Source organism: Pseudoalteromonas aurantia (assembly GCF_005886875.1).
Classification (GTDB): domain Bacteria; phylum Pseudomonadota; class Gammaproteobacteria; order Enterobacterales; family Alteromonadaceae; genus Pseudoalteromonas; species Pseudoalteromonas aurantia_A.
Map to the genome: position 1 here is coordinate 1 of NZ_PNBY01000094.1, position 24,379 is coordinate 24,379.

Annotated in this window: 20 protein-coding genes and 3 tRNA genes; 15 read left to right on the forward strand and 8 right to left on the reverse strand. The window is 40.5% G+C overall.

What is annotated here, in order from left to right; all coding sequences use genetic code 11:
* The first annotated feature begins 50 nt into the window (after window positions 1-50).
* The 3 genes from CWC18_RS17290 (at window position 51) to CWC18_RS17300 (ending at window position 1,475) form a co-directional block, all read left to right on the forward strand.
* Window positions 51-126: transfer RNA gene (locus CWC18_RS17290), tRNA-Lys, on the forward strand.
* A 121-nt stretch (window positions 127-247) separates the two neighbouring features.
* A complete protein-coding gene (gene nadA, locus CWC18_RS17295; protein ID WP_138592731.1) occupies window positions 248-1,288 on the forward strand; it encodes a quinolinate synthase NadA in 1,041 nt (346 codons plus the stop codon).
* Between the two features lie 97 nt (window positions 1,289-1,385).
* Window positions 1,386-1,475: transfer RNA gene (locus tag CWC18_RS17300), tRNA-Ser, on the forward strand.
* A 239-nt stretch (window positions 1,476-1,714) separates the two neighbouring features.
* Here CWC18_RS17300 and CWC18_RS17305 read toward each other — a convergent pair.
* Entirely contained in the window at window positions 1,715-2,296 is a 582-nt protein-coding gene (locus CWC18_RS17305) for a TetR/AcrR family transcriptional regulator (protein WP_138675784.1), read from the reverse strand.
* 150 nt (window positions 2,297-2,446) lie between these two features.
* Here CWC18_RS17305 and CWC18_RS17310 point away from each other — a divergent pair, with 150 nt between their 5' ends.
* From CWC18_RS17310 to recD, 6 genes are all read left to right on the forward strand, one after another.
* Window positions 2,447-3,490 (forward strand): alkene reductase, encoded by a 1,044-nt coding sequence (locus CWC18_RS17310; RefSeq protein WP_138592729.1) that lies wholly within the window; start codon window positions 2,447-2,449, stop codon window positions 3,488-3,490.
* Window positions 3,491-3,571: 81 nt separating this feature from the next.
* Window positions 3,572-5,614, forward strand: a complete 2,043-nt coding sequence (locus CWC18_RS17315) for an EAL domain-containing protein (protein ID WP_138592728.1) — start codon at window positions 3,572-3,574, stop codon at window positions 5,612-5,614.
* 126 nt (window positions 5,615-5,740) lie between these two features.
* Window positions 5,741-6,766 (forward strand): GGDEF domain-containing protein, encoded by a 1,026-nt coding sequence (locus tag CWC18_RS17320; RefSeq protein ID WP_138675785.1) that lies wholly within the window; start codon window positions 5,741-5,743, stop codon window positions 6,764-6,766.
* A 109-nt stretch (window positions 6,767-6,875) separates the two neighbouring features.
* Window positions 6,876-10,133: an exodeoxyribonuclease V subunit gamma gene (recC, locus tag CWC18_RS17325; protein ID WP_138675786.1), complete on the forward strand. Its 3,258-nt coding sequence runs from the start codon at window positions 6,876-6,878 to the stop codon at window positions 10,131-10,133.
* A complete protein-coding gene (gene recB / locus CWC18_RS17330) occupies window positions 10,120-13,656 on the forward strand; it encodes an exodeoxyribonuclease V subunit beta (protein WP_138675787.1) in 3,537 nt (1,178 codons plus the stop codon). Before recC ends, recB begins: the two co-directional genes overlap by 14 nt.
* Complete coding sequence (gene recD, locus CWC18_RS17335; protein WP_138675788.1) at window positions 13,653-15,566, forward strand: exodeoxyribonuclease V subunit alpha; 1,914 nt, start codon at window positions 13,653-13,655, stop codon at window positions 15,564-15,566. Before recB ends, recD begins: the two co-directional genes overlap by 4 nt.
* 192 nt (window positions 15,567-15,758) lie before the next feature.
* Here recD and CWC18_RS17340 read toward each other — a convergent pair whose 3' ends face one another.
* Complete coding sequence (locus CWC18_RS17340) at window positions 15,759-15,947, reverse strand: hypothetical protein (RefSeq protein ID WP_212747739.1); 189 nt, start codon at window positions 15,945-15,947, stop codon at window positions 15,759-15,761.
* 293 nt (window positions 15,948-16,240) lie between these two features.
* On the opposite strand from CWC18_RS17340, the gene CWC18_RS17345 reads away from it, so the two are divergent.
* Window positions 16,241-16,780: a DUF962 domain-containing protein gene (locus CWC18_RS17345; RefSeq protein ID WP_138592723.1), complete on the forward strand. Its 540-nt coding sequence runs from the start codon at window positions 16,241-16,243 to the stop codon at window positions 16,778-16,780.
* Between the two features lie 39 nt (window positions 16,781-16,819).
* Here CWC18_RS17345 and CWC18_RS17350 read toward each other — a convergent pair whose 3' ends face one another.
* Complete coding sequence (locus tag CWC18_RS17350; RefSeq protein ID WP_138592722.1) at window positions 16,820-17,776, reverse strand: FHA domain-containing protein; 957 nt, start codon at window positions 17,774-17,776, stop codon at window positions 16,820-16,822.
* 407 nt (window positions 17,777-18,183) lie between these two features.
* On the opposite strand from CWC18_RS17350, the gene CWC18_RS21585 reads away from it, so the two are divergent.
* Entirely contained in the window at window positions 18,184-18,378 is a 195-nt protein-coding gene (locus tag CWC18_RS21585; protein WP_249930149.1) for a hypothetical protein, read from the forward strand.
* Window positions 18,372-18,755 carry a hypothetical protein gene (locus tag CWC18_RS17355; protein WP_249930150.1) on the forward strand — a complete coding sequence of 128 codons (384 nt, stop codon included), beginning with the start codon at window positions 18,372-18,374 and terminating at the stop codon, window positions 18,753-18,755. Before CWC18_RS21585 ends, CWC18_RS17355 begins: the two co-directional genes overlap by 7 nt.
* Window positions 18,756-18,801: 46 nt before the next feature.
* Here the strand turns inward: CWC18_RS17355 and CWC18_RS17360 are convergent, their stop codons facing one another.
* Together CWC18_RS17360 and CWC18_RS17365 are read right to left on the reverse strand one after the other, a co-directional pair.
* On the reverse strand, window positions 18,802-19,719 hold the full coding sequence (locus CWC18_RS17360) for a M14 family metallopeptidase (protein WP_138592721.1): 918 nt from the start codon (window positions 19,717-19,719) through the stop codon (window positions 18,802-18,804).
* A 64-nt stretch (window positions 19,720-19,783) separates the two neighbouring features.
* Entirely contained in the window at window positions 19,784-20,194 is a 411-nt protein-coding gene (locus tag CWC18_RS17365; protein WP_138592720.1) for a hypothetical protein, read from the reverse strand.
* 260 nt (window positions 20,195-20,454) lie between these two features.
* Between CWC18_RS17365 and CWC18_RS17370 the strand changes: the two genes are divergently transcribed.
* Window positions 20,455-20,847 carry a hypothetical protein gene (locus CWC18_RS17370; RefSeq protein ID WP_138592719.1) on the forward strand — a complete coding sequence of 131 codons (393 nt, stop codon included), beginning with the start codon at window positions 20,455-20,457 and terminating at the stop codon, window positions 20,845-20,847.
* A gap of 53 nt (window positions 20,848-20,900) precedes the next feature.
* Here the strand turns inward: CWC18_RS17370 and CWC18_RS21285 are convergent, their stop codons facing one another.
* Complete coding sequence (locus CWC18_RS21285; protein WP_212747740.1) at window positions 20,901-21,065, reverse strand: hypothetical protein; 165 nt, start codon at window positions 21,063-21,065, stop codon at window positions 20,901-20,903.
* Window positions 21,066-21,416: 351 nt separating this feature from the next.
* Between CWC18_RS21285 and CWC18_RS21090 the strand changes: the two genes are divergently transcribed.
* Entirely contained in the window at window positions 21,417-21,593 is a 177-nt protein-coding gene (locus CWC18_RS21090) for a hypothetical protein (RefSeq protein ID WP_171041147.1), read from the forward strand.
* Complete coding sequence (locus CWC18_RS17380; protein WP_138675789.1) at window positions 21,577-22,179, forward strand: hypothetical protein; 603 nt, start codon at window positions 21,577-21,579, stop codon at window positions 22,177-22,179. Before CWC18_RS21090 ends, CWC18_RS17380 begins: the two co-directional genes overlap by 17 nt.
* Window positions 22,180-22,416: 237 nt before the next feature.
* Here the strand turns inward: CWC18_RS17380 and CWC18_RS17385 are convergent.
* A tRNA-Pro gene (locus CWC18_RS17385) sits at window positions 22,417-22,493 on the reverse strand.
* A 119-nt stretch (window positions 22,494-22,612) separates the two neighbouring features.
* Complete coding sequence (locus CWC18_RS17390) at window positions 22,613-24,031, reverse strand: alanine/glycine:cation symporter family protein (protein ID WP_138592717.1); 1,419 nt, start codon at window positions 24,029-24,031, stop codon at window positions 22,613-22,615.
* Window positions 24,032-24,379: the final 348 nt, after the last annotated feature.

A 24,379-nucleotide genomic window follows, 5' to 3' on the forward strand; every position in this document is an offset into this window, starting at 1 on the left:
GTCCATCATGACCCACCATTCAATACGTTAACAATTCTGATATCTAGAGCGGGTCATTAGCTCAGTTGGTAGAGCAGTGGACTTTTAATCCATTGGTCGATGGTTCAAGTCCATCATGACCCACCATTCAAAAAAGCGTCATATATCCTTAATTTTTCTATCCCAAAAGCGTCATTGACTATGATTGTTGTGTCTATTTCCGTATAATTCCCAGTAATTATGCAATGTGGACTATAGTGGTCGAGAAATGAGTCTAGCTGAACAAATCATGCCTGAGGATTATATCTTTCCTCCAAAACCTGCACCTTTAACTACTCAAGAACAAGATGAGTACAAAGCGCGGATAAAAACCCTATTAAAAGAAAAGAATGCGGTGTTAGTTGCGCATTATTATACAGATCCTGAAATTCAAGCTTTGGCTGAAGAAACCGGTGGCTGTGTTGCCGATTCTTTAGAAATGGCGCGCTTTGGTGCAAAACACGACGCTGATGTGATTGTGGTTGCTGGTGTGCGTTTTATGGGTGAAACAGCCAAAATTTTAACACCGAATAAAACGGTGGTCATGCCAACACTTGCAGCGACTTGTTCATTAGATGTTGGGTGTCCAATCGATGAGTTTTCTACATTTTGTGATCAATATCCAGATCGTAAAGTCGTTGTTTATGCAAACACCTCAACGGCTGTTAAAGCGCGTGCTGATTGGATAGTAACATCGTCATGTGCGCTAGAGATTGTTGAGCATTTAGATGAACAAGGTGAGAAGATCATTTGGGGTCCTGATAAGCATTTAGGATCTTATATTCAGAAGAATACGGGTGCAGACATGATCATGTGGAATGGTGCCTGTATTGTACATGATGAGTTTAAAACTAAAGCATTAAAAGATATGAAGGCGCTTAAGCCTGATGCAGCAGTACTCGTTCATCCAGAGTCTCCTGCTGAGATTGTAGCTTTGGCTGATGCTGTCGGCTCTACCAGCCAATTAATAAAAGCTGCGCAAACGATGGATAATACGCAGTTTATTGTGGCAACTGATCGAGGTATTTTTTACAAAATGCAGCAGCTGTGTCCAGATAAAGAATTTTTTGCTGCACCAACGGCTGGAGAAGGTGCTACGTGTAAAAGTTGCGCACACTGTCCATGGATGGCGATGAATGGTTTGAAAGCCATAGAAGAGTCTCTAGTAAACCCTGAAGGGAAAGAAGTGTTCGTAGATATGTCTCTTCGCGAAGGTGCACTACGTTCACTAGATCGTATGTTAGATTTCTCGGCGAGCTTACAACGTTAAACTGTTTGTTAGTTGAGCAGTTAAGCGTGCTGGCTTAAAAAATAGCTTGCTAAAGTGCGTGGCTTTTCATAGTATTAGCCCCGCACTTAGGTGTATCGGAGAGGTGGCTGAGTGGCTGAAGGCGCACGACTGGAACTCGTGTATAGGCTAACCCCTATCGAGGGTTCGAATCCCTCCCTCTCCGCCATTTCCATCTAATATCATCTCATGTTTTTTCAAACATAGTACCTTTGGTACGTTATAGTCTACTCCGTCCTTGTTACAGCTAACGATTAATGACGTAACAAGATATTCACTAAGCATCTGGCAGTGTACGTTTCATATTTCGGTAAAATCGCTTACAGCTAACCCTTAACAATTATGCAATTTTCACTATTTATCTATGCTAATTGACGGTGTTAAATGTACTGCTATCTTAGTGTGTAGCTAGGTCAGTACTGTGGCAAGTAAACGATCGCTTAACTGCCTTAATATCTCAGCTTGTCGTCGTGTTGCAGCATAGGTACGAATGCCGTATATTCCCATCGCTAAAAATTGTGCGCGTTCTCTGGCATCTGGCTTAGCGCTTATTTCCTGTTTTTCAATGCCATCTTGTATGACTTTGGCCAAGCTGTTTTCGAATGAGATAAGATTATTGGCTAAAATAGAAGAGATCTCGTCATTTTGTCCTTCTAGTTCAGTAAGGGTCTTAGTTAGCAAGCAAACTTGACCTGACTCGCCGTTTAAACATTCGTCGACAATAACATCAAGTAATGCGCTTAAAGCATTCTGCGCCGTTGTATGTTGAGAAAATAACATATCAAATTGTGCGTTACGGTCTTGTTGGTACTGCTCAATAGCACCAAGCAACAGGCCTTTTTTATTTTTAAAGGCACAATAAATAGAACCAGGGTGTAATCCAGTTGCTTTAGTTAAAGTTTGCATACTGGTTTTGTTGTAGCCGTATTGCATGAACGTTGCCATGGCTTGGCGTAATACATGCTCTTTATTGAATTCTGCACTTCTCATATGATGTCGAAATTACCCACTAATTAGCAGTGATATTAACTTAATTTGATTGCTTATTCAAAAACGCCCCTTGAATGATCGTTCAAATATCCATATATTAAATTTAATCTTGAACAATCATTCAAGAAATTATAAATTATGGAGAGCACAATGACGAGCATACTATTTTCCCCCTTTGAATTAAATAGTACCCTGACATTAAAAAATCGGATTCTGATGGCGCCATTAACACGTTGTATGGCTGATGAAAACCTAGTGCCTTCAGAGCAAATGGCGCAGTATTATGCGCGCCGAGCGGACACAGGGTTAATTATTTCAGAAGCAACCATCATTCGCCCAGACGGGCAGGGTTATCCAAATACACCTGGATTATTTAATCAAGCGCAAGTGGACGGGTGGAAAAAAGTCACCACAGCTGTACATAATAATGGAGGGAAAATCTTTGCGCAGCTTTGGCATGTTGGGCGTGTAGCACATCCATTTTTCTTTGGTAGTGGTGACGTACTGAGTGCGTCAAATATTGGGATCGAAGGCAGCGTACCTCGCATGAGAAATTTGAGTTACCAAACTCCAAGAGCCGCAAGCGTTGAAGAAATCGCGCAGTTGGTGGCTGATTATGCGAAAGCAGCAAAGAATGCCATCGCTGCGGGCTTTGATGGTGTTGAAATACATGGTGCCAATGGTTACCTCATCGATCAGTTTTTACATTTAGCATCAAATAACCGCAGTGATGAATATGGTGGTAGTGTGCAAAATATGTCGCGGTTCGCATTAGAAGTGGTTGATGCTGTAATTGCTGCGGTTGGCTCTGATAGGGTTGCTTTAAGGTTATCGCCCGGTGCTTACTTTTTAATGGAAGGCCATCATGATGACCGGGCTGTATTTGATCATTTGTTACAAGCATTGAATAGTCGATCATTGGCTTTTGTGCATATTGGCATATTCGATGATTCGATGACATTTGATTATTTAGGCGGCCATGCTTCTGATTACGTACGTAAACATTATACAGGGACATTGGTTGGTGTTGGTGGTTACACCGCTCAAACGGGCGCGAAAGCCATTGCAGAGAATCGTTTTGACCTCGTAGCGGTCGGGCGTCCAATGATTGCAAACCCTGATTACATAAGTCGGGTTAAAAACAGTGAACCCCTTAAAGAATATGAGGAGTCAATGCTGCAAGTGCTAGTATAGGATCAACCTTAAATATAATAATTGAGCAGAGAGGCTGAACTGGGCATATACTTTAGGTAAAATCAATAACAGGTATGCCCATTGCCGTTGCACGCACTTCAAAATAAAGTCTCTAAGTTACTTCACGGACGATATTTATTGTCTTTACGTGAAGCATTCATCGCACTTATTCCATATTTTGTGAGCAGTGCTTTGGCAATTCTAGCACTTAATAGTGCGTTAACACTGAATGTTATCGATGATAATGGGACAGTTGCAAATATTGTGAGTCGCAGCGCGCATATTATTTTGTTGTTTTTTCCTGTTGTTGTCAGTATTTCGATCGGGTTTTTCTTAACAAAAAATTATGCACAAAGTGGCATTATTGGTGCTTTATTAGCGCTATTATGTTTCGCTGTGCACGGGGAGTTTTTACAGTTACACGCGGGTGAATTCACGCTAAGTGACAGCACTGCCACGGCATACGCTATTATTCTACCAAGTATCAGTAGTCTACTCTTTGTCTATTTGATGCGGACCTTACCGCAACCTAGGCGGCAATTCAGAGCATTAAGTCGGTTTTTACGTGAAAAATTTTTAGTTATTTTACCATTCACTATTGTATTTTTTAGTTTTTATTTATGGGTACCCATACTCAGTGAAGTAGGGCACCTCATTGGAGGGTGGGTAACCCCAGATCAAGCCCACTCTTCAGTGGCTGAATTAACTTTTAAACGCATGTTGGCGTCGCATACTTTTTGGTTTTTTGGCGTGCATGGCGACAACACGTTTAATATGTTGTTCGATGAGATATTTTTAAATGAACCTTTGGTGGGTAACCTATCAGCGAAAACATTTTACGACACATTTGTTTTAATTGGTGGCACAGGGTGTTTTGCGGGGCTGATCGTGGCATCACTTTTTTTAAGAAAAGGGGCACATGAGCGTAATATTGCGCAGCTATCAATCCCATTTACCGCATTTAATTTTTGTGAAATTATTTTATTCGCATTACCTATCTTTTTGAACCCTGTGCTATTGCTCCCTTTTATTTTTGTGCCAGTTATCAATTTCTTTATTTCGTACCAAATTATTGAGTGGGGGCTTATTAGTACCAATGATATTACTTTGAGTTGGATGACGCCGACTTTGATCAGTGGGTATCAAGTTAGTGGAGGGCTGTCTGGCGTATTCCTACAGCTGGCGCTGCTGTTACTAAATGCGGTCATTTATTACCCCTTTCTAAAGTGGCATAGCGAGCAAATTCATTATCAAAAAGCCCTAAATTATTTAAGCGAGCAACTTAATATTTCAGAGCAACTGCGTTCGGCGAGTGAATCGCAATTTATTGAAACGCAGAGAGCCCAGGATCGCGCTTCTAAAGCGCTGAACAAGGTACTTGAAGAGCTAGCACAAGCTGAATTGTTACTGTATTACCAGCCGCAAGTGAGCCAAATAACGGGTGATATCGTTGGTTATGAAGCATTATTACGACTGAAAAAAGCTGATGGGACGATAGTAGGACCCTATTTTATAGATATTTTAGTGAAGCATAAGCAAACGACGATTATTGATTCATGGGTGATTGACCAAGCGGCCCTAGACTTAGAATATTTTGCGTCTCAGTCATTTTATCCGGTGATAAGTATTAACGTGAACCCGACACTTATCAATAATGACAGCTCTGTATTGTATATATGTGAGCGTTTTAAAGAGTTCCCAGAGCAGTTAAAAATAGAAGTAGTTGAGTCGAGTTATTTCAATGATAAATCAAGCGTGATCAATAATATTAATAGATTAAAGACTCATAAAATTGACACCGTTATTGATGACTTTGGTACAGGATATTCGAGTTTATCAATGCTGGCTGACTTACCAATAAAGCAAGTCAAACTAGATAAAGCCTTTTTAGACAAAGTAGAAACAGACCAAGGCCGAAAGTTTTATAGTGCCGTAGTGCAGTTACTGCATCAAATGGACAAAACCTTAGTGGCTGAGGGCGTCGAATCACAATCTCAGCTAGACTTTATAAAGGCGTTATCAATCGAAACGGTACAAGGTTGGTATTATGAAAAGGCCTTACCAATCGAGCAACTCATAGACTACGACCGCACATTTAAAGTGGCAAAGAATGTTGACCACTAGCAGAATAAAGGGAACAGCTATATTGTCCATTATCATAGAAAAGTATTGCATGTCGTTAGCGGGTTGTTTATAACTTACACAAATAGTGCTGGGTAGCAGCATTAAACGTATTTTAGCAGGCAGTATATGCAAGAAGAATTACTGAATTCAGTGATTAAAATCACAAAAACCAGAGATGTAGACTCGTTAGAGTACAGTTTGATCTCGACTATTCAAGAGTTCATTGGCTGCAAAGAAGTCGCTGTTTACAAAGATTTGCAGATCCAAGGGGAACTCGCGATTGAAAGAAGCCTGTTGTTAAAGGTACTTAGAGACCGTGAATATGAATGGGAAGAAAGAGAGGTGGTTCGCCAACCTGAACCTGAGCTTGTTTCATGCTTGCAATCAGCATGTATTATCACGGTACAATCTAATGATGGCGAAGAACGAAGGTGGTTACCAATTACGTTGCTCGATAAGCCTATTGGTGCGATAGCAATTGTGAGTGATGGACTTAAGAGTTCAGATCAGGTTTTACTTAACGCTTTTTGTCGTATCTTTGAAAACTACTTAACGATTTTGCATGAGAATGAGCGTGATAAGTTGACGGGGTTATTAAACCGTCAAACGTTTGAAAAAAAGTTAAAACAGTTGATGGAAAAACAAGTTATCAAGCAGCATAAAACGGTATGGCAGAGTGACCTACGTAATCAACACCAAGGCGCAACGTCGTGGTTAGCGATGGTTGATATAGACCACTTTAAAAAAGTAAACGACAACTATGGGCATGTCTGTGGTGACGAAGTGTTGTTATTACTTGCACAAAAAATGAGGCAGTTTTTTCGTTCGAGCGACCTGTTATTCAGGTTTGGTGGTGAGGAGTTTGTGATGGTGTTTGAACCGACTGATTACGACTCGATACATAAGAAATTGGCTGAGTTTATGGACTTAGTGCGCGGGACGCACTTTCCTTTTGTGAAAAAGCTAACGATTAGCGTGGGTATGTCGAGAATAAGCCCCTATGACTTTCCTATTACGGTATTAGAAAACGCGGATAAAGCATTGTATTACGCGAAGGAAAATGGCCGAGATAAGCTATGTTTCTATGAAGAGTTAATCGCGAGCAAGCTGATTGAATGTCATCAAGAACGCAATGATATCGACTTATTCTAGAGCTATCTAAGGTGGAATAAATAACATAAACTGTGCCAAATAAATAAAAATATGTAGCTGCTTAATATTGCATCGTGATTGCAGCTCATTAGCAAGGTTTGGCACGTTTATGTTGCATATAATTCAGTCAAACCGTATGGAAGCGCTACAAACGCAGTTTCATACGGTGCTTAAAACGGCTCCTTTGAGTTCTCCTTTTAAAAAAGAAACGGTGTTAGTGCAGTCGCCGGGTATGTCACAGTGGCTTAAAATTGGCATGAGTCAAGCGCTTGGTGTTGCGGCGCAAGTAGATTTTCCCTTACCGTCAAGTTTTATATGGCAGCTTTATCAACAGTTTTTACCTAATGTCCCGAGTGAATCTCCATACAATAAGTTAAACATGACGTGGAAATTGGTCACAATTTTACCCGAGTGTTTAGCCGATGTGCGCTATCAAGAATTATCACAATACTTAGAAGATGATGAGCATGGTGCCAAGCTCTTTTCTCTATGTGAAAAAATAGCAGATATCTATGACCAATATTTAATGTATCGCCCCCAATGGCTCAGTACTTGGGATTCAGGGGGGGATGAATTGCCAGATGTCGACATTTCAATTGCATCGTGGCAGCCGGACCTATGGCGAAGACTGGTCATACATACACAGAACTTACAACAAAGCGATTACCATCGCGCGAATATGCATACCCAATTGCTCAAAGCGTTAGCAGATGCGAAACCAAGTGCGCTGCCGCAAAGGATCAGTATTTTTGGTTTATCAGCAATGGCGACGAGCCAACTAGAAATATTTCAGGCATTGTCTGAAAAAACGTCTGTTTTATTATTTTTCTTTAACCCAAGTGAACACTACTGGGGTGATTTAGTTGACGAGAAAACACAGGCTAAAATTGAAGCTAAATACGCAAAAAAACCAGAAATTGATGCAAAGCAGGGTGAGTACTATTTTATTGGCAATCCGCTTTTATCATCATGGGGTAAGCTTGGTCGAGATTATTTTGAACAATTATTGCAACTCGATGCGCAGTGGCTTGATGGGTTCATCGATGATTTTGATGAGACTCTATTGGGCAAAGTTCAAGAAGAAGTCTACCAATTGGCTTTTAAAGGTGAGTCTTTAACTGATGACAAAGCATGGTTTATTAATGATGAAGGCAAGTTGCCCATAGAGCTAACGGACCGCTCGATTTTATTGCAGGATTGTCATACGCCGCTGAGAGAAGTCGAGTGTTTACATGATCATTTACTTCGGTTATTTGAACAAGATCCTACGTTAACGCCAAAAGATATCATTGTTATGATGCCTGATGTTGGTACATACAGCCCCTATATTGAAGCGGTGTTTGCGGGCGCAAGCGGTGAGCGTTTTATTCCTTACGCATTGGCTGATCTTGCTATTGAACAAGAAAAGCCCATTCTAAGCTCATTTGTGACGCTTGTTAATTTACCATTTAGCCGCTTCGGTGTATCTGACATTATAGATTTATTGGCTGCAACGCCTATTGCTGAGCAATTTGGCATAGAAGAGCATGAGTTCGAGCAATTAAAATATTGGCTCGATCAGGTCGGTGTGAAATGGGGGCTTAATGCTGAACATAAACAAGAACATGAGCTACCCGCTATGCCACTCAATACGTGGCAACATGGTTTAAATCGATTGTTATTGGGGGTCTCGTGTTCAGACGAGAATAATGAGTTTAATGAGATATTTCCTGCTGATCAAGTGGAAGGAATGGCAGTGAATACGCTCAGTAAGTTAGTGCATTTTGTTGAGTGCTTAGCGAAGTACAAATCACAATTGTCACAAAGTACACGGTTGAGTGACAAGGCAGAGGTTCTGCGTGCGCTGGTCAGTGAGTTTTATCATCAAGAAGCGGAACAAAGCTGGGATCTATTAACCCTTGAGAAAGTCATTGATGATTTAAATAAACATGACGAAAACCGCGATATGCAAGAGCCGGTGTCACCTCAGGTGATCAGTTATTTGGTGAAGCAAGGGGTGCAAGAAAAAGGGGTTGGGCAACGATTTTTAGTGGGGCCTGTTAACTTTTGTACTTTAATGCCTATGCGAGCAGTGCCTTTTAAAGTTGTTTGTATGTTGGGTCTCAATGATGCTGACTACCCTAGAACAGTGCAACCGATAGGTTTTGATTTGGTGCCACATTCACACCGTCAAAAAGGTGATCGCTCTCGTAAGTTAGATGATCGTTATTTGTTTTTAGAAGCGGTTTTAAGCGCCCGAGATGCGTTGTATTTAAGTTATGTCGGTCGGTCATGTTTTAATAATGAGCCGCAAATGCCGTCAGTCCTTGTCAGTGAGTTACTTGAATACCTTGATAGAAGTTTCTTCTATCAAGCAAGCGCCGTATTGCCGTCGCAGCATTTGTTACAGCAAGCGCAATTACAACCTTTTCACCCCAGTTATTATACTGAGGACAACCCTCTTCAAAGTTACAATCCGGTGTGGTTGACCGAGCAGACGCCGTTGCCAAAAACAATCCCCGCGCCACTTGATGTTAGCATTGGGGGTGAAATAGAGTTGAGTCAATTTTTACGTACTATTTTAAATCCACAAGATGCATTTTATCAGCAAAGCTTGGGTCTGAGGTTACCCAGCTTGTCATTGCAAGACAAAGATGAAGAGCCATTTTTACTGGATACCTTAGACAGGTATTATTATTTAGACGAGCTATTAGCTGCTGCTTTAGCCGATCAGCAACCCAATGAAAAACAGTTATTGCAGCGAGGAAATTTACCGCAAGCACATGTTGGCACAATTCAATTAGATCAATTGCATCAACGGATCGCGCCGATGGTAAGACACATAAAACCAATGCTAAAAAATCACCGAGACCCGATAGAGGTAGCATTGGAGATATCGAATTGCACGTTATTGGGTTGGTTAGACAGTGTGTATGACAATACCCAAGTGTTTTATCGCAGTGCTAGCATTAAAGCAAAAGATAAAATTCGTGGTTTTTTATTACACTGTATTGCTCAATGTCATGGTGAAGCGGTGAGTACGCATATTTATGGGCTGGATGAGGTGGTCACTTATGCGCCTATGGAGTCTAGTGATGCATTTGAGCATCTACAGCTATGGTTTGACTTTTATCACAGTGCATTAACCGAACCTCAGCCATTTTTTCCAAATTCAGGGTATGAACTCGTTAAAACTGGTGATATGCAAAAAGCGGCAAGTAAGTTCTCTGGTGGCCAGTATATTGGTTTTGGTGAATGCGAAAACCCTTATGTGGCGTTGAATTTTATGCGTTTATTTGATGTTGAAGATGAGTTTAGTCAAATAAGTCACCGTTTGTTAAAGGCGGTTGTCGAATTGGCCCAGGAGCAAAAATATGCAGACGCTTAACCCGCAAAGTATGCCTTTAGTTGGGCAAAGCTTAATTGAAGCAAGCGCTGGGACGGGTAAAACATATACCATAACGGGATTATACCTTCGCTGCTTACTGGGATTACAAACCACTGAACATCAGATACCACTTAGTGTTGATCAAATTTTGGTCGTTACTTTCACTGAAGCGGCAACACAAGAGATTAAAGACCGAGTACGTGCTCGGATCATTGTTGCGCGCGACGCTTTGTTAGGCGCGCCATGTGACGATGAACTAATTCGCGCGGTGCTTGAGCAAGTTACTGACCAGCGAACTGCTTTTGCGTTACTTGATGCTGCGGCAAAGTCTATGGATGAAGCGGCGATTTTTACGATCCATGGCTTTTGTCAACGCATGCTAAAACAGCATGCCTTTGAATCCAATGTAGCCTTTAATCTTGAATTCATTTTAGATGAATCTGAGTTGATCGTTGAGGCTGTAAAAGACCATTGGCGCAGCTTTATCTATCCTTTAGACAAAGATACGACGGAGGCGATATTAACCCACTTTTCCAGCCCTCACGCGTTAGTGTCTAAAGTGATGAAGGTCTTGAGTAAAGACAATGCTGAACTTACACCGCATTATGAGTTAACCGATGTCCTTTCTGCTCGTAAAGCATATCAAAGTGAGGCCATGGCCTTTAAAGCGCGTTTGTCCACCAGCGACTTTTTTACGGTATTAGCTAATTCTGATCTTGCGAAGAATAAAGCCCCCGGTCGCGCTGCAAATATCAATGCGCTGAGGGACTACTGTGATGGAGCACAGTGGTATTTTGAATTTGGTACAGCAAAGCATTCTTTTAATTTGTGGAGTGAAGAGTTACTTCAAGACGCTCACTATTACAAGAAAAACGGTCAGCGTATTGTTCACCCCATGTTGTCTGAATTCAGTAAGTTAGCCAAGTTACATGAACAATTGAGTCAAGGTTTACCGTTAGCAATAGTACAACATGCGAGCAAGTCGGTTAAAGCACTGTTAAAGGCTCATAAGCTCAAACATGGGTTGATCACACCAGATGACTTGTTAAGCAATTTACATGATGCATTAAACTGCGAACAAGGGCACGTATTACAGCAAAAAATAGCTGAACTGTACCCTGTGGCAATGATTGATGAGTTTCAAGACACTGATCCAATACAATATGGGATCTTTGGTTGTATTTATAGTGAGCAAAATACCACGACGCTCGCGATGATTGGTGACCCAAAACAAGCTATTTATGGTTTTCGAGGTGCTGATATCTTCACTTACATGGCTGCCAAGCAGAGCGTGGCTGATAGTGCCAAATATACATTATCGACCAACTATCGTTCATCTCAAGGGGTTGTTAATGCGGTGAACTGTATTTTTTCTGCTCATGAACATAGTTTTATTTTTAATAAAACAATCCCATTCATTGCGGTTGCTGCAAAAGGAAAAAGTGAAGACAAGCGTTTTACATTAAATGGTGATGAACATAAAGCGCTGACCTTCAGTGTGTTACAAGACGACAATGCGACCACGAGTAAAGGGGTGGCTTTGACTTTGCTAAGTACTATTTTCGCTGAGAAAATCACCCTGTTGCTCAGCCAAGCACATAAAGGAGAAGCTAAAATAGGCAATACAGCGGTTAAAGCGAGTGATATTTGCATACTGGTGCGTGATCGTAATGAAGCAAGCATCATGAAGTCTGCGCTTCAACTGCATGGGGTCGCCAGTGTTTATTTAGCCCGAGACAGCATTTTTAAACAGCCGCTTTCATTGGCATTGTTACAGTTTTTAACGGTGCTTCATGGGAGTTATGACGAGGCTGCTTTACGAGGCGTATTGGCAAGTCCGCTATTTGCACTGCATCACCAAGACATTTTTGAACTACGTGAACAAGAAGCAGCTTGGCAGCATTACTTGGACCAATTTGCTCGATTACAGCGCATTTGGCATAGGCAAGGGGCTATGGCGATGTTGGAGCAGTTATTGGTTGATAATCAGCTGCCACGTTTATGGAAAAGTAATGGTTATATGGTGGAGCGATGGTTAACAGACTATCGTCACCTATCTGAGTTATTGCAGCAAAAACAAATTGAGCTGGATGGCACGCTGCGTGTATTACGTTGGTTGGGCACACAATGTAGCGAAGCACAGCAAGACGCTGCTCAAGTGCGTTTAGAAAGTGATGCTGACTTAGTCAAGATAGTCACCATGCACGCATCTAAAGGGCTAGAGTACCCAATTGTTTATATGCCTTTTGCAACGACATACAGAGAAGCCACAGAGGCGGTGTATCATGAAAATGACAAACTGGTATACAGTCTTGCACCTAATGATGAGCAGCGTGCATATGCTGAAAAAGAGCGCTTAGCAGAAGACATTCGTTTATTGTATGTGGCGATCACTCGAGCGGTACATCATTGTGATATGGGGTTATTTAATATTGCGGCTGGTCGAACGAAAAAGCCAGGGATCACACACACCTCTTTGGGTTTCGTTTTATTCGGTGCAACACCATTTAGTGAAGCACTGCAGTGGCATGAAAGATTAACTGAATTTTGCGCACAGCACGTAGATATGGATTGTGAATTTGTCGAAAGCGCTGACGGAGCAACACTGCATGTGTCACAAGACGATGAATATGAACAACTACAGGTAAAACGGGTCAATACGAAAATTGAAACACACTGGCGAGCAACAAGCTTTAGTCAATTGAGTTATCACGCGCACTCTGATGAGAGGCCACTCGGCGCACTGGATGAAAATCATCAACTTGATTTACCTGATCAGCATATAGTGATTGAGCAGTCTGCGTATAGCTTTCCCAAAGGTGCCAAACCTGGCAGCTGTTTGCATGAAATCTTTGAGTTGATAGATTTTACGCAGCCTGAGAGTCCTGAAGGGGAGGCACAGCTGCCTTTGAGTCAAGCTGTAGAGCAATGCTTACTTAAGTTTAGAATAGATGCCCAGTGGCAAATAGCAACAGAGCGATGGCTCAGTGCGTGTTTACAATGTACGTTAGATAAAAAGACAGGGCTCAGTCTATCTCAACTAATGCCTGATGATTGCCTCGTTGAAATGGAGTTTTATTTACCTTTAGAGCCATTAAATGCGCCTAAGCTAAATAAACTGTTATTGGAGATCACTGGACAGAGTAGTCATCTACAGTTTGAACAAGTTAAAGGCTTGCTAAAAGGCTTTATTGACCTGATCTTTGTACATAATGAGCAGTATTTTATTTTAGACTATAAATCGAATTACCTTGGAGATAGTGCAGCTGATTATCAAAATGACAATTTACGCTCAGCAATGGATGCACATCAATACCACTTACAATACTTGATTTATTCTGTTGCTTTACATCGTTTACTTAAGCAACGTATAGAAAATTACGATCCTCAGATGCATTTAGGTGGGGTATATTATTTGTTTTTAAGGGCTATGCCAGATGGCGCAGGGGTGTTCTTTAATAAATTGACCATACCACAGTTACTGTCTTTAGATGCGTTGTTTTCACAGGGAGCATTGTCATGAGCCAACTCGACTTATTTGCTGAAGAGGGAGCGCCAGCGAGTACCATTGATCATGGTAAGTATTTAACGTATTTACTTGCGCAAGGTCGCTTACGTCATAGTGATATCGCGTTAGCTAAGCTTTTAAATAATCAAAAACTGGATGATTGTTTTTATGTCATTTTGTTGTTGTTAAAGTCAGAACAAAATCAACATAGCTGTCTAGCGTACAGTGATATTGATTGGGACAACCCTTTCTCATTGATGGTTGAGCTGGTGGAGGAAGGCTTACCTATAACACCATGGCAATCGCCATCCGGAAAAAAAATATGGCAGCGGCTAGACTCACATCATGCAGTTGGTGCGAGCAAGCCACTGCAGTTGTTTACGCAAAAATTGTATTTGAGTCGACTTGCGACTTATGAAGTCACTTTAGCTGAACGCTTTAAAAAGATGCAAGCTCAGAACATAAAGGTAGATTTGTCTCGTTTGCAGTCGTTATTAACGGAATATTTTGGAGAGTTTGATAACTCCAACCGTGATATTGATTGGCAAAAAGTGGCGTGTGCCATAGCTGCACTTAAAGGGTTCTGTGTGCTAACGGGTGGCCCAGGAACGGGGAAAACGACGACAGTCACTAAGCTGCTGGCAATTTTGCAGTCGCTTTATAAACAGGCGCCTTTAACTATTAAGTTGGTTGCACCAACAGGGAAAGCAGCAGCACGTTTGAGTGAATCTATTTTAGGTGCAAAAGCTAAGCTTAATCTCGGTCCAGACATAGATGACCTTATTCCTGAGCACGCACAAACTATTCATCGCTTGTTGGGCGTGATCCCACACAGTAATCGCTATCGCTTTAACCAACAAAATCAGTTACATCTGGATGTATTGATTGTTGATGAAGCCTCTATGGTTGATTTGTCGTTACTCGCTAAATTAGTGACTGCGTTGCCAGATCATGCGCGGCTGATTTTACTGGGAGATAAAGATCAACTCACGTCAGTAGATACGGGCAGTGTATTGAGTGATTTGTGCCAAGGGCTGACACTTGGCGAACAGCCTCCTTATAGCAAGAACCTTGTTTCACAACTGAATCAACTTTGCTTTGCAGGTAACCCGTATTTACATGCTACAAAGAGTGAGTTTTATTTGGCTGATAGCGTGGCATTTTTACAAAAAAGTCATCGCTTTGATAGCAAGAGTGGAATAGGTCAATTGGCATTTTCAGTAAACAATAATAGCCGTGCACAGCTATCACACACCCTTGAACAAGGGTATAAAGATTTAGCGTTGTATGACTTAACGACTGAGCAGTACACCGCTTTAATTATTCGCTCTGCCAATCATTACGCAGAGTATCTAAAATTGATGCATGAGAAAGCAGATCCTGTGGCTATTCACCACGCATTTGGCCAGTATCAATTACTGGCTGCGGTAAGGGAAGGGCCTTACGGTGTAACAACGCTAAATAAGCGTATTGAGCAGCAGCTATTTTCTAAAGGGTTGATCATGCCCAGCGGGCGATATTATGCAGGGTTACCTATTATGATCACGCAAAACGATTACCAGTTGAAACTGTTTAATGGTGATATTGGTATTTTATTACCAGATGAAACACAACAACTTAAAGCGGTATTTATTGATGAGCAAGGTGCACAACGAGCGTTTTATCCAGCTCGGCTCCCGAGTCATGAAAGTGTTTATGTCATGACTATTCATAAATCACAAGGCTCAGAATTTAGCCATACCGCAATGATTTTACCTCCCAGGCAACGTGCTGTAAGAGGCGTGAACCGTCAATTAGTTTACACCGGTATTACGCGTGCCAAACACCAATTTGAGCTGGTAGCACAACCTCAAGTACTTTATATGGCGATGGCTAAATCGGTATCACGATGCTCTGGGTTACGAGATAGGTTAACTTTGGGTTAATTTAATGATGCTGAGTTGTTTTTTTTAATGGTCTGTTCTACATTTAATTTGAATAATTGACGTTTTATTCCAAAAAGCTAGGCATGGACCACCTATGTCTTTAAGTACATAAATAATTGAACCCACTGCCCAGTGGTTAGTAGATCACCGCCATACTTTAGCTGTGTGTGGCGGTATTTTTTGCGAGTAATATTAAGGGGTATTTAAATAATTCAGCGTAAGGTTAGTCAGGGACTCAACACCGATTGGTAGGGTTTGTTCATCAATATAAAAGTGAGGAGAGTGATTGCTTGGCGATGTAGCGGGATCTTGTTCCTTGGGTGTAATACCTAAAAAGAAAAACAACCCTGCGGTTTTTAACGCATAATATGAAAAGTCCATCAGCACCAGTGATTAAATCCATTTCAATTATATTATTATTACCGACCACATTTTGTAAAGTGGGCAACATTTTCTGGGTTGTAGGGTACCCTATTGACTATGAAAGATGACACTGCTCGCGCATATTAGCATGACAACTCGCCGTTTTTGTTAAATGTTTAGATTACTATGTCCCGTTATTTTCAATTTTCAATTGAGAGTAAGCGGCTCATACTTTGAGCATGTTGTGCAGAAAACTTGATTGTCAATGGCGTCTCTAATAAGGTTAACCAATAAAATAAATAGGGCGTAATATGAAAACACTCATTGAACATTTAGGACAATATGCCATTTATCATCGTGATGAACGCAACATATTGACTCATTTTATAGGGGTGCCTTTGATTGTATTGGCAGTCATATGGTTGTTGTACATCCCTTTGCTAAGCGTTAAGAATGTCACGTTAACGCCAGCATTTTTTATCATTTTTAGCGTGTCTATCTACTATATTTGGCTAGAGGTTAAGCTAGGTTGTGTTATGGTTTGCTGCTTGGCAGCCGGTTATATAACGGCTCACAACAGTTATTTATATTTCTCGGGTATAGAGCAATGGTTTTATGCCATGGCGTGTATACTGTTCTTGATTGGTTGGGCTATACAGTTTATAGGTCACTATTTTGAAGGTAAAAAGCCCGCTTTTGTTGATGATTTGATGGGGTTACTTATAGGTCCACTATTTGTTGTGGCTGAAATTGCCTTTAAGCTGGGCTTTTTAAACACACTAGAACAACAGATCATAGATATTGCTGGTCCCTACAAAAATCACAAGCGTGATAAAAAAATAGTGCGATAAGCATACTTCACTTATCGCAAAGGGAGAAGAGTAACCGCGTTATATGGTGATGCGAGTTTCTAACTTTCTGCCTTTAATAATGGTGATATCTTGGCTATTTAGTCGTACTCGACCATTGTTTGTTTCTAGTAAATAAGCGAGCTCAGGGTTTGACTCCCCACCAGTATCAGACAATTGCTTACGTGCTCTGTGCACCATTATATTCATATGGTTCATTTGTACGCCAAGTGCTTTAACCAATTCTTCGCGGTATAACCAACCTTGTTCATCCAGCTCCATACCCGCATGTTTATCTTGTATACGGGTTCTTGCTAGTAAAAGCATAAGATAGTGATGGGTCCGGGTGCCTAAATCAAAGCTTTCGTTATTGAGCTCAACAGAAAGTTGGGTACTTTCTTCATCTTGACTCACGCTAAAGGTAAGGCCACATGGCTTAACGGTAGGTTGATTATCAAGGTGTTTAGTCATGGCCGCAGTACTGGCAGAATAAAATAGCCACTGGTCGTTAAATGCGCTGACCAGGCCACCATCAATAAGTGCTTGACGATCGTTGTTTGTAAGGTCTTCTAAAAACCAGTAATTTAAAACAGAATCGAAGTAAATAATATGACTTGGATCGTCGCTATTAGGAAGCAGTATTTGGTCTTTAACTTCAATTACTTGGCTACTATGAGTCTGAGAAACTAAATATTGACAGTCATCACTTAGGTTGGCAACCACATATGAATTTTGGCCGTGTGCTGCGAAATCAATTTTATCGTTTTCGCACAGTTGATAGGGTAAGTTTTTATCAACTTTTTTGTCGTTTATCCAAATGCCATTGGTACTTACGTCACGAATTAACCATTTTCCTTGCGCGAGTTCGATGATTGCATGGTGCCGAGATACGCCAGGTTGGTCTATTAGTGTATCTACATTGAATTTGTAACGTCCGATTGTGTGGTAGCTTTTGAGGTATATTTTTTCTAATTTGTGTTCATCTATGAGGTAAGCCATTCATATTCCTTAAATCTTTTTACGCCATATTTTTCTATGGGAGAGTTTATCTCGGCATTTTACAATGTTTTTTTATTTAACAAAGTTTTAATTAGACCGTTCCCAGTATTTACTCAAAAGAGACCCACGAGAGTGGGTCTTAATCATTGAGGGAAGCTGCTGATCAAGCACTGTATTAACAGTGGTTAATGAGCATGTTCACAGATAAAACTCAAGAAATAGGACTGGTTACAATCTATTCTTTTACCTAACGAACCTGGGCATAGGCTCGACTGAACATACGTGATTTTAGGATGTTTAACTCGCATTGGCTATTACACTACATTACACGGCGAGTCTTGCACTATTGCTGGTGGAGAATCATATTTTTATAAGTGCGATTTGTTGTTCGAAGTGAAAGGGTTTCTATGGGGGAATATACAAAGTTAGAGACAGTGAAGTTAGAGGGGATATATCAGTTTTGTGATCAATTTGATTCTCAACACCTTGAATTATCGAGTGATGCGACGACAGTGGTCACGGACTTTATGCGTAAAGTCCCACAAGTGGTTTTAAAGGATGTGGATATTTATATGATGGTTATGTCCGCTCTAAAATGGTGATTGATCATGATGATACGTTTTTAGGTGTGATTAATTCTAAAGACCTGACTGGTAGAAAGGTGCTAAGTATTGCGCAGCAACGCAATCAAGCGCGCAGCAACTTAACTGTTGAAGATCTCATGACACGCAAAGCGGATTTACATGCTATGCCCTCTGCAATGGTCCAATTAGCAAAGATTGGAGATGTACTTGGAACGCTCAAAGACCTTGGTCATCAGCATGTTTTGCTAGTTGATAATGAGGGCGTATTACGAGGAATGAGTTCAGCCAGTGATATAGCCCGTGATTTACATATCCCAGTAAATATTTTGCAAAAAGCGCACTATTTTAAAGATATTTTTCCAATTATTCATGAATATCTGGAAATGACAGCGTAAAGAGTAGGCTGGGTATTCCTGCCTACTCGATCTTCTTTAAGGCGAGTTACAGTGGCGTTTTAATTAAGTAATTGAGTGCGCCTTTAATCGCTGCGACTTGGCCATCTATACATAGTTGAGGAGTTGCAACGGCGCTGTCTGGGTAAGCTTCAGTAGTTGATACAAAAGGCGCATTAGTTACACCCATACATAGGCCGAGTTTGGTTCCGTCATAGTTAATAACTCCAAATTGCTCAATGGGTACGCCAATTAATTTACCTTGTTCATCTGCGGGTGCAATATGAGTAATTTTCGCAACTTCTTCAATAATGGCTTTTTGAAAATCGGCTTGCGGCTTCTGAGTATGCCCGACCAAGTAAAAACCATCGGGAATATTCCAATTATGATTTACTACGCCATCTCTGGCTGCTAGTGCAGGCCTAAACTCAGAGTTATCTGTATCTGTGGTTTCATGTAAGTCAATATGGCATAGTATATTTTTATCATATTGTGCTAAGTAATTAGCGGCCATTTGAGACTCTTGAGCCGGACTATCATGATAAAAAGAACGGTTTGGGTCGATGGTATGAGGGTTCCAGCGGTTGATTGTTTCATATCCCCATGGGCTTAAGCAGGGGAGTACGAGCAAATTGAATGATTGACTGTAGTGCTGGCCGAACTTTTCGATAAATTCTAATGCACCATGTACACCACTGGTTTCATAGCCATGTACACCTCCGGTAACGAGTGCGACGGGCTTGGTAATATCCCAATTTGGCGATTTAATCGCGAACAAATCAAAGATCCGTTCGCTGTAGTTAAGCGAACCATATTGTTCGACGGTAAATGTTTTTTTCAGTTCAGTTATTTTAGATATTACATTATCTCGGTAACTACGTTTAATCGACTGTGCTTGTAGCCAATGTTGTTTTTCTTGTGTAGTCCATGGTGTGCCAACTGTGCCAATAGAATAAGGTTGTGACATAAGATGCTTCTTTAAAATTATGATTGTGCGATCCTATTGGCTTTGTCTTAATGAGGCAAATATTCTAGGCCAAATAACCAAGTTGTTTTAGTTTCAGCTTTTGGTCTTTAGCTGGTTTGAAGCCCACAAGATAAATTGTATTAAGTTCTGTAGATACCGTTGTCACTTTAACAGCGAGTTTTGTTTGTACTTTTACATTGGTAATAGTTTCCGCTGGGATATACTTTTGAGTACCAAATACATTGACATACGACAATCCGTTGTTGCAAAAAAGAACATGCCTTTGTCCGGTGGCTGCAAACGTAAAATTGATGGCTGCAATAGCTATCACGATAAGTGCTAAGGCCATTTGGCCTTTAAATAAAAAGCTGAGTGCGCTATCAGAAAAGCTTAACGCTATAAAATATATTGAAAAAGTGATGGTGCTAACAACACAATAAAATGCGAAGTTTATTTGTAATTTAAGTTCTTTCATTAACCATTTGTTCCTGTTTTATCGAGGTTGGCTTTAAGACTGCGCAGGATATTGAAATAAAATGGATGAAATGTGAAGTTAGGAAGAAATAATGAGTTTTAGGCGGTATTGTTGTGATTTATTCATTTAACGGATTAATCGCAGTTGTACTATGGAGGCCGTTTGAAAAATGTTTAGTATGAAATAATCAAACGTGACAACCGATTTCCTTTCCCATAAGGTAATAAATTATCTGAGCAAAGTAGGTAAAAGGAAATCAAATGAAATTTGAACAATTATTAAATCACTTTGATAGTGGCATTTGTGTTGAGCAATTACAAAAAGAGTCACTATTAGATTTAGCCTTACTCTTAGTATGTGTTGATGGCATTATTTCAGATTCAGAGTTGGCTGTCGTTAAAAAGTGGGCAGACACCTTAAGTTGGAACTCAGCGGTACAACTCGATGACTATATTTGTGATATGACAGGAAAGTGTGTGTTGGCAGTAAAAAACGATGAGATAGAAGCATTTATCCAGCATAGGATGAAACATATTGTTGACCAGCCTATGCGTGAATTTGCAGTAAAGTTAGCGCACAAAGTTATCTCTGCAGATGGCAAAATAGACAGCAATGAATTAGCTGCTATGTCTATGCTCGAAGACCAAGTATAGGTTTATTTTGCTAACTTATACTCGGGTGTGCCGAAGTGGGTGAAGTGTTCCAATTACATCGTATTAGGTATAAAAAATGGCAAGCCGAACTGTTGGTTGACTCCGGTATTCGTTACTTTACGTTTGATGTGGGCGGTTATGTTTAAATAATCCCTTTTATTAAGCGTTGTACTTGTGCCGTTTTCAAACTCAATGGTATCAGAGCCTTCTAGTACCATGATCCGCTCATGTTCATCTTGAACATACCAACCTTTTCCGGGTGATTTTTGATCAAATGAGACAGTGCGTTCAGTATGCGTTTGTGTTGTATTAATAAGCGACCCAAAGTTTGCTTGTGGTGTATCTTGAGGGAGCTGGGATAAAAAGTTATGTATGGCTAAGTTAGGTAGTAATATTATGATGATTTAGTATGTCAGTCACTGGCTGTGCCGAGCAAGTATTAATAATTGGAGTTTATTACAGCGCTGCGTATATCAGTCAAAATGTGCTAAATTTAAAACATAGTTTAATTTACCTTGAGCAGGATGCTAGAGGTTTGATACTATGATGGCAGACTAATTGGGGGCACTATGGATCATGTAAATGAAAATAACGTTATTACCAGTCGGTTTGTACGGGTAAATGGCGTTATGAAAAAAGTACAAGTAAATGGTGCTGATCATGCGTTTGAAGCTGCGCTAAAAGTAAGGAATGGGCGTAAAAAGCAAATAGAGCAGGAGCTTTTAATACATGGTCTCGCAGGCTAATACCACCTCCCACCCACATTACAATCCAATTTTTGAACGGTTAGTTATAGATTCCAGTGAAGACTCTAAATATAGACTCATTGGTATGCTCGCCTACGCAGACTACAAGTTAGAAAAATATCAGTGGAAAGAACAGTATCGTCAAGTTCATGGTGACAGTAGTGTTCCGCCTGAAGTCGTTGCAAACTTTTTATTAAATTATCACGATGCAAAATTAAAAAAGCTATTGAGCGATGCTGAAGCAACCTTTTTGTCATTTGCAGAACATTATGCAGAACGACGTATTGATGATTTGTACGATGAATTAAAGGATGATACCGTCGCAAAAACCGTTAAAAGTGAAAGTGAAGCAATTCAACATACAATTGGACTTAATAGCGATAGCTGGGGTAGTGCAATATTAAAAGGCGCCCTCGGCTCCGCGTTGTTTGCAGTAATGGTTTTTGTATTCTCAGTGTTGTTTTCTGTCGCGAAGCCAAGCTCCAACTACGGTAAATTAATACAGTTTATTATTGGGGGTGAAGAGTACGTGATTTTACCTATGAATGACTGTCGACTGGTTGATTCTAAAAAAACGTGCCCTTGAATGGCATGGGGTTTATACATGCATAATATTGTACGTGTGATTAGGTAAACTTCTTAGTTTAATTTCAATGTTCCAATTGAATTTATATTTTATTTAGAACAGACCAAAGTAGCTATATGCGGCTTTTTTATAACGGGGGAACCCGCAAAATACTGTATAATGTGGCGTTATTGTGGTGCTATATTTTGAGAATTGATTTTGTTTTGATGTAACGTAATGATTGGGATAGAGAAAGATTGGTCGGTATGGCAGGATTTGAACCTGCGACCCCTGACACCCCATGACAGTGCGCTACCAAGCTGCGCCACATACCGACTTGCGTTTAACTATACTTATAAAAATTTAAAAGGCAATAAGTAACTGGTTTGTTTGAACATTAATTGAGCGTAAAAGAAGTAATTGCCCACGAAGCAGGCAATTACTCGTGTTAATTTTACTTTTTCCAAATACCGTCAGGTAGAGTTTTTTTCATTTCTGGATGATTGTCTGGATTAAAAACAGGGGTTACCCCGGATTTTAACTGGCTGCAGTAATCTTGATATAACCAAATAACAAATCCAGAGAGCATAAATAACGCTACAACGTTCACGATAGCCATCATACCCATTGAAATATCGGCCATTGTCCAAATTAAACCAAGTTCACCTACTGCACCAAACATCACCATACCTAAAACACAGGCTCTGAAAATCAGCATACTATGCTTATATTTGGTATTTAAAAACATCAAGTTGGTTTCAGCGTAAGAATAATTAGCAACAATCGAAGTAAACGCAAAGAATAAAATGGCGATAGCGATAAAAATTGCGCCCCATTCACCCACATGTTGCACCAAGGCTGCTTGAGTTAACGCAATGCCTGTTACACCAGAATCTGGCACTAGCTGGTTTGACAGTAAAATAAGGGCGGCGGTAGCTGAACAGATAACAATGGTATCAACAAACACACCAAGCATTTGTACATAACCCTGAGAGGCAGGGTGGTTTGGATTTGGTGAAGCAGTTGCGGCTGCATTAGCTGCACTACCCATACCCGCTTCATTTGAGAAGAGGCCACGTTTGATCCCTTGGATCATCGCCTGCATCACTGCATAACCAATCGCACCAGCACCGGCTTGTTCAAACCCAAGTGCACTATATATGATTTGCTTAAATACAGCAGGCAATAAGTCATAGTTAATAAAGCAAACATACAGTGCAACAAGTAAGTAAGCCAACGCCATCAATGGGACAACAAGTTCGGCGAAACGCGAGATAGTTTTTAAACCACCAAAAATGATAAAAGCAGAGCCAATAACTAACAGTACACCAACTATATGCTTAGGTATGTTAAATGCGACTTCAAATGCTGCGGCAATTGAATTGGCTTGTACTGCATTAAAGACTAAACCAAAAGCTAAGATTAAACACAAAGAGAAAAGGATGCCCATCCATCGTTTGCCTAAACCATATTCCATATAATAAGCAGGGCCACCTCGAAAGTTACCATCGCTGTCTTTTGTTTTATATAGTTGTGCGAGTGTGCTTTCTGCAAAACTGGTGGCCATACCTATTAATGCTATTAGCCACATCCAGAAAATGGCACCCGCGCCACCTAGGTAGAGCGCTACAGCGACACCCGCCATATTACCGGTACCAACGCGAGCTGCTAATGAGGTACAAAACGCCTGAAAAGAGGAAATTCCTTCACCAGCTCCTGTACGGCTATTTGCCATGACTTTAACCATATAAGGAAATTGACGAAACTGGATAAAACCCAAACGAAAGGTAAAGAACAAACCTGCTGCTATTAATAGGTATATAAGTACATGACCCCAAAGCAACCCACTAACAAAGTTTAATACATCAGCCATAAAACAAAGCCTACTTTTATATGAACGAATAAATCAGGGGGCGTAATCTAGCACATTCTTTAATTAAAGTCGTATCAAGCGAGGTTAAACCTTCAGGTTGTGCACAGGTTTTTGTGGGTAACTTGTGGGTTTTTGGTGTGTATGTCTGTATGTTTCTAAAGGTGAACATTAATGAATATTTTCATTAAAAAAGGCTTGATCAAATAAAGGAACTCCCTATAATGCGACCCCACTGACACGGAGCGCTACGCTCACTTAGCAAAGCAAAACGAAGTCAGCGTTAAGTAAAACTTAGTTTAGCTTTTCACTTAAGAAAATGTTTAAAATTAAGTGTTGACAAAAAAATAG

Excerpts from the sequence above, each read along its gene's own strand:
- CWC18_RS17380 (WP_138675789.1), top strand. The coding sequence starts at position 21,577 with ATGGTCTCGCAGGCTAATACCACCTCCCACCCACATTACAATCCAATT.
- CWC18_RS17390 (WP_138592717.1), bottom strand. The coding sequence starts at position 24,031 with ATGGCTGATGTATTAAACTTTGTTAGTGGGTTGCTTTGGGGTCATGTA.
- recB (WP_138675787.1), top strand. The coding sequence starts at position 10,120 with ATGCAGACGCTTAACCCGCAAAGTATGCCTTTAGTTGGGCAAAGCTTA.
- recD (WP_138675788.1), top strand. The coding sequence starts at position 13,653 with ATGAGCCAACTCGACTTATTTGCTGAAGAGGGAGCGCCAGCGAGTACC.
- CWC18_RS17310 (WP_138592729.1), top strand. The coding sequence starts at position 2,447 with ATGACGAGCATACTATTTTCCCCCTTTGAATTAAATAGTACCCTGACA.
- CWC18_RS17320 (WP_138675785.1), top strand. The coding sequence starts at position 5,741 with ATGCAAGAAGAATTACTGAATTCAGTGATTAAAATCACAAAAACCAGA.
- recC (WP_138675786.1), top strand. The coding sequence starts at position 6,876 with ATGTTGCATATAATTCAGTCAAACCGTATGGAAGCGCTACAAACGCAG.
- CWC18_RS17370 (WP_138592719.1), top strand. The coding sequence starts at position 20,455 with ATGAAATTTGAACAATTATTAAATCACTTTGATAGTGGCATTTGTGTT.
- nadA (WP_138592731.1), top strand. The coding sequence starts at position 248 with ATGAGTCTAGCTGAACAAATCATGCCTGAGGATTATATCTTTCCTCCA.
- CWC18_RS17360 (WP_138592721.1), bottom strand. The coding sequence starts at position 19,719 with ATGTCACAACCTTATTCTATTGGCACAGTTGGCACACCATGGACTACA.
- CWC18_RS17345 (WP_138592723.1), top strand. The coding sequence starts at position 16,241 with ATGAAAACACTCATTGAACATTTAGGACAATATGCCATTTATCATCGT.
- CWC18_RS21585 (WP_249930149.1), top strand. The coding sequence starts at position 18,184 with ATGGGGGAATATACAAAGTTAGAGACAGTGAAGTTAGAGGGGATATAT.
- CWC18_RS17355 (WP_249930150.1), top strand. The coding sequence starts at position 18,372 with ATGGTGATTGATCATGATGATACGTTTTTAGGTGTGATTAATTCTAAA.
- CWC18_RS17365 (WP_138592720.1), bottom strand. The coding sequence starts at position 20,194 with ATGAAAGAACTTAAATTACAAATAAACTTCGCATTTTATTGTGTTGTT.
- CWC18_RS17350 (WP_138592722.1), bottom strand. The coding sequence starts at position 17,776 with ATGGCTTACCTCATAGATGAACACAAATTAGAAAAAATATACCTCAAA.
- CWC18_RS17305 (WP_138675784.1), bottom strand. The coding sequence starts at position 2,296 with ATGAGAAGTGCAGAATTCAATAAAGAGCATGTATTACGCCAAGCCATG.
- CWC18_RS17340 (WP_212747739.1), bottom strand. The coding sequence starts at position 15,947 with ATGGACTTTTCATATTATGCGTTAAAAACCGCAGGGTTGTTTTTCTTT.
- CWC18_RS21285 (WP_212747740.1), bottom strand. The coding sequence starts at position 21,065 with ATGGTACTAGAAGGCTCTGATACCATTGAGTTTGAAAACGGCACAAGT.
- CWC18_RS21090 (WP_171041147.1), top strand. The coding sequence starts at position 21,417 with ATGGATCATGTAAATGAAAATAACGTTATTACCAGTCGGTTTGTACGG.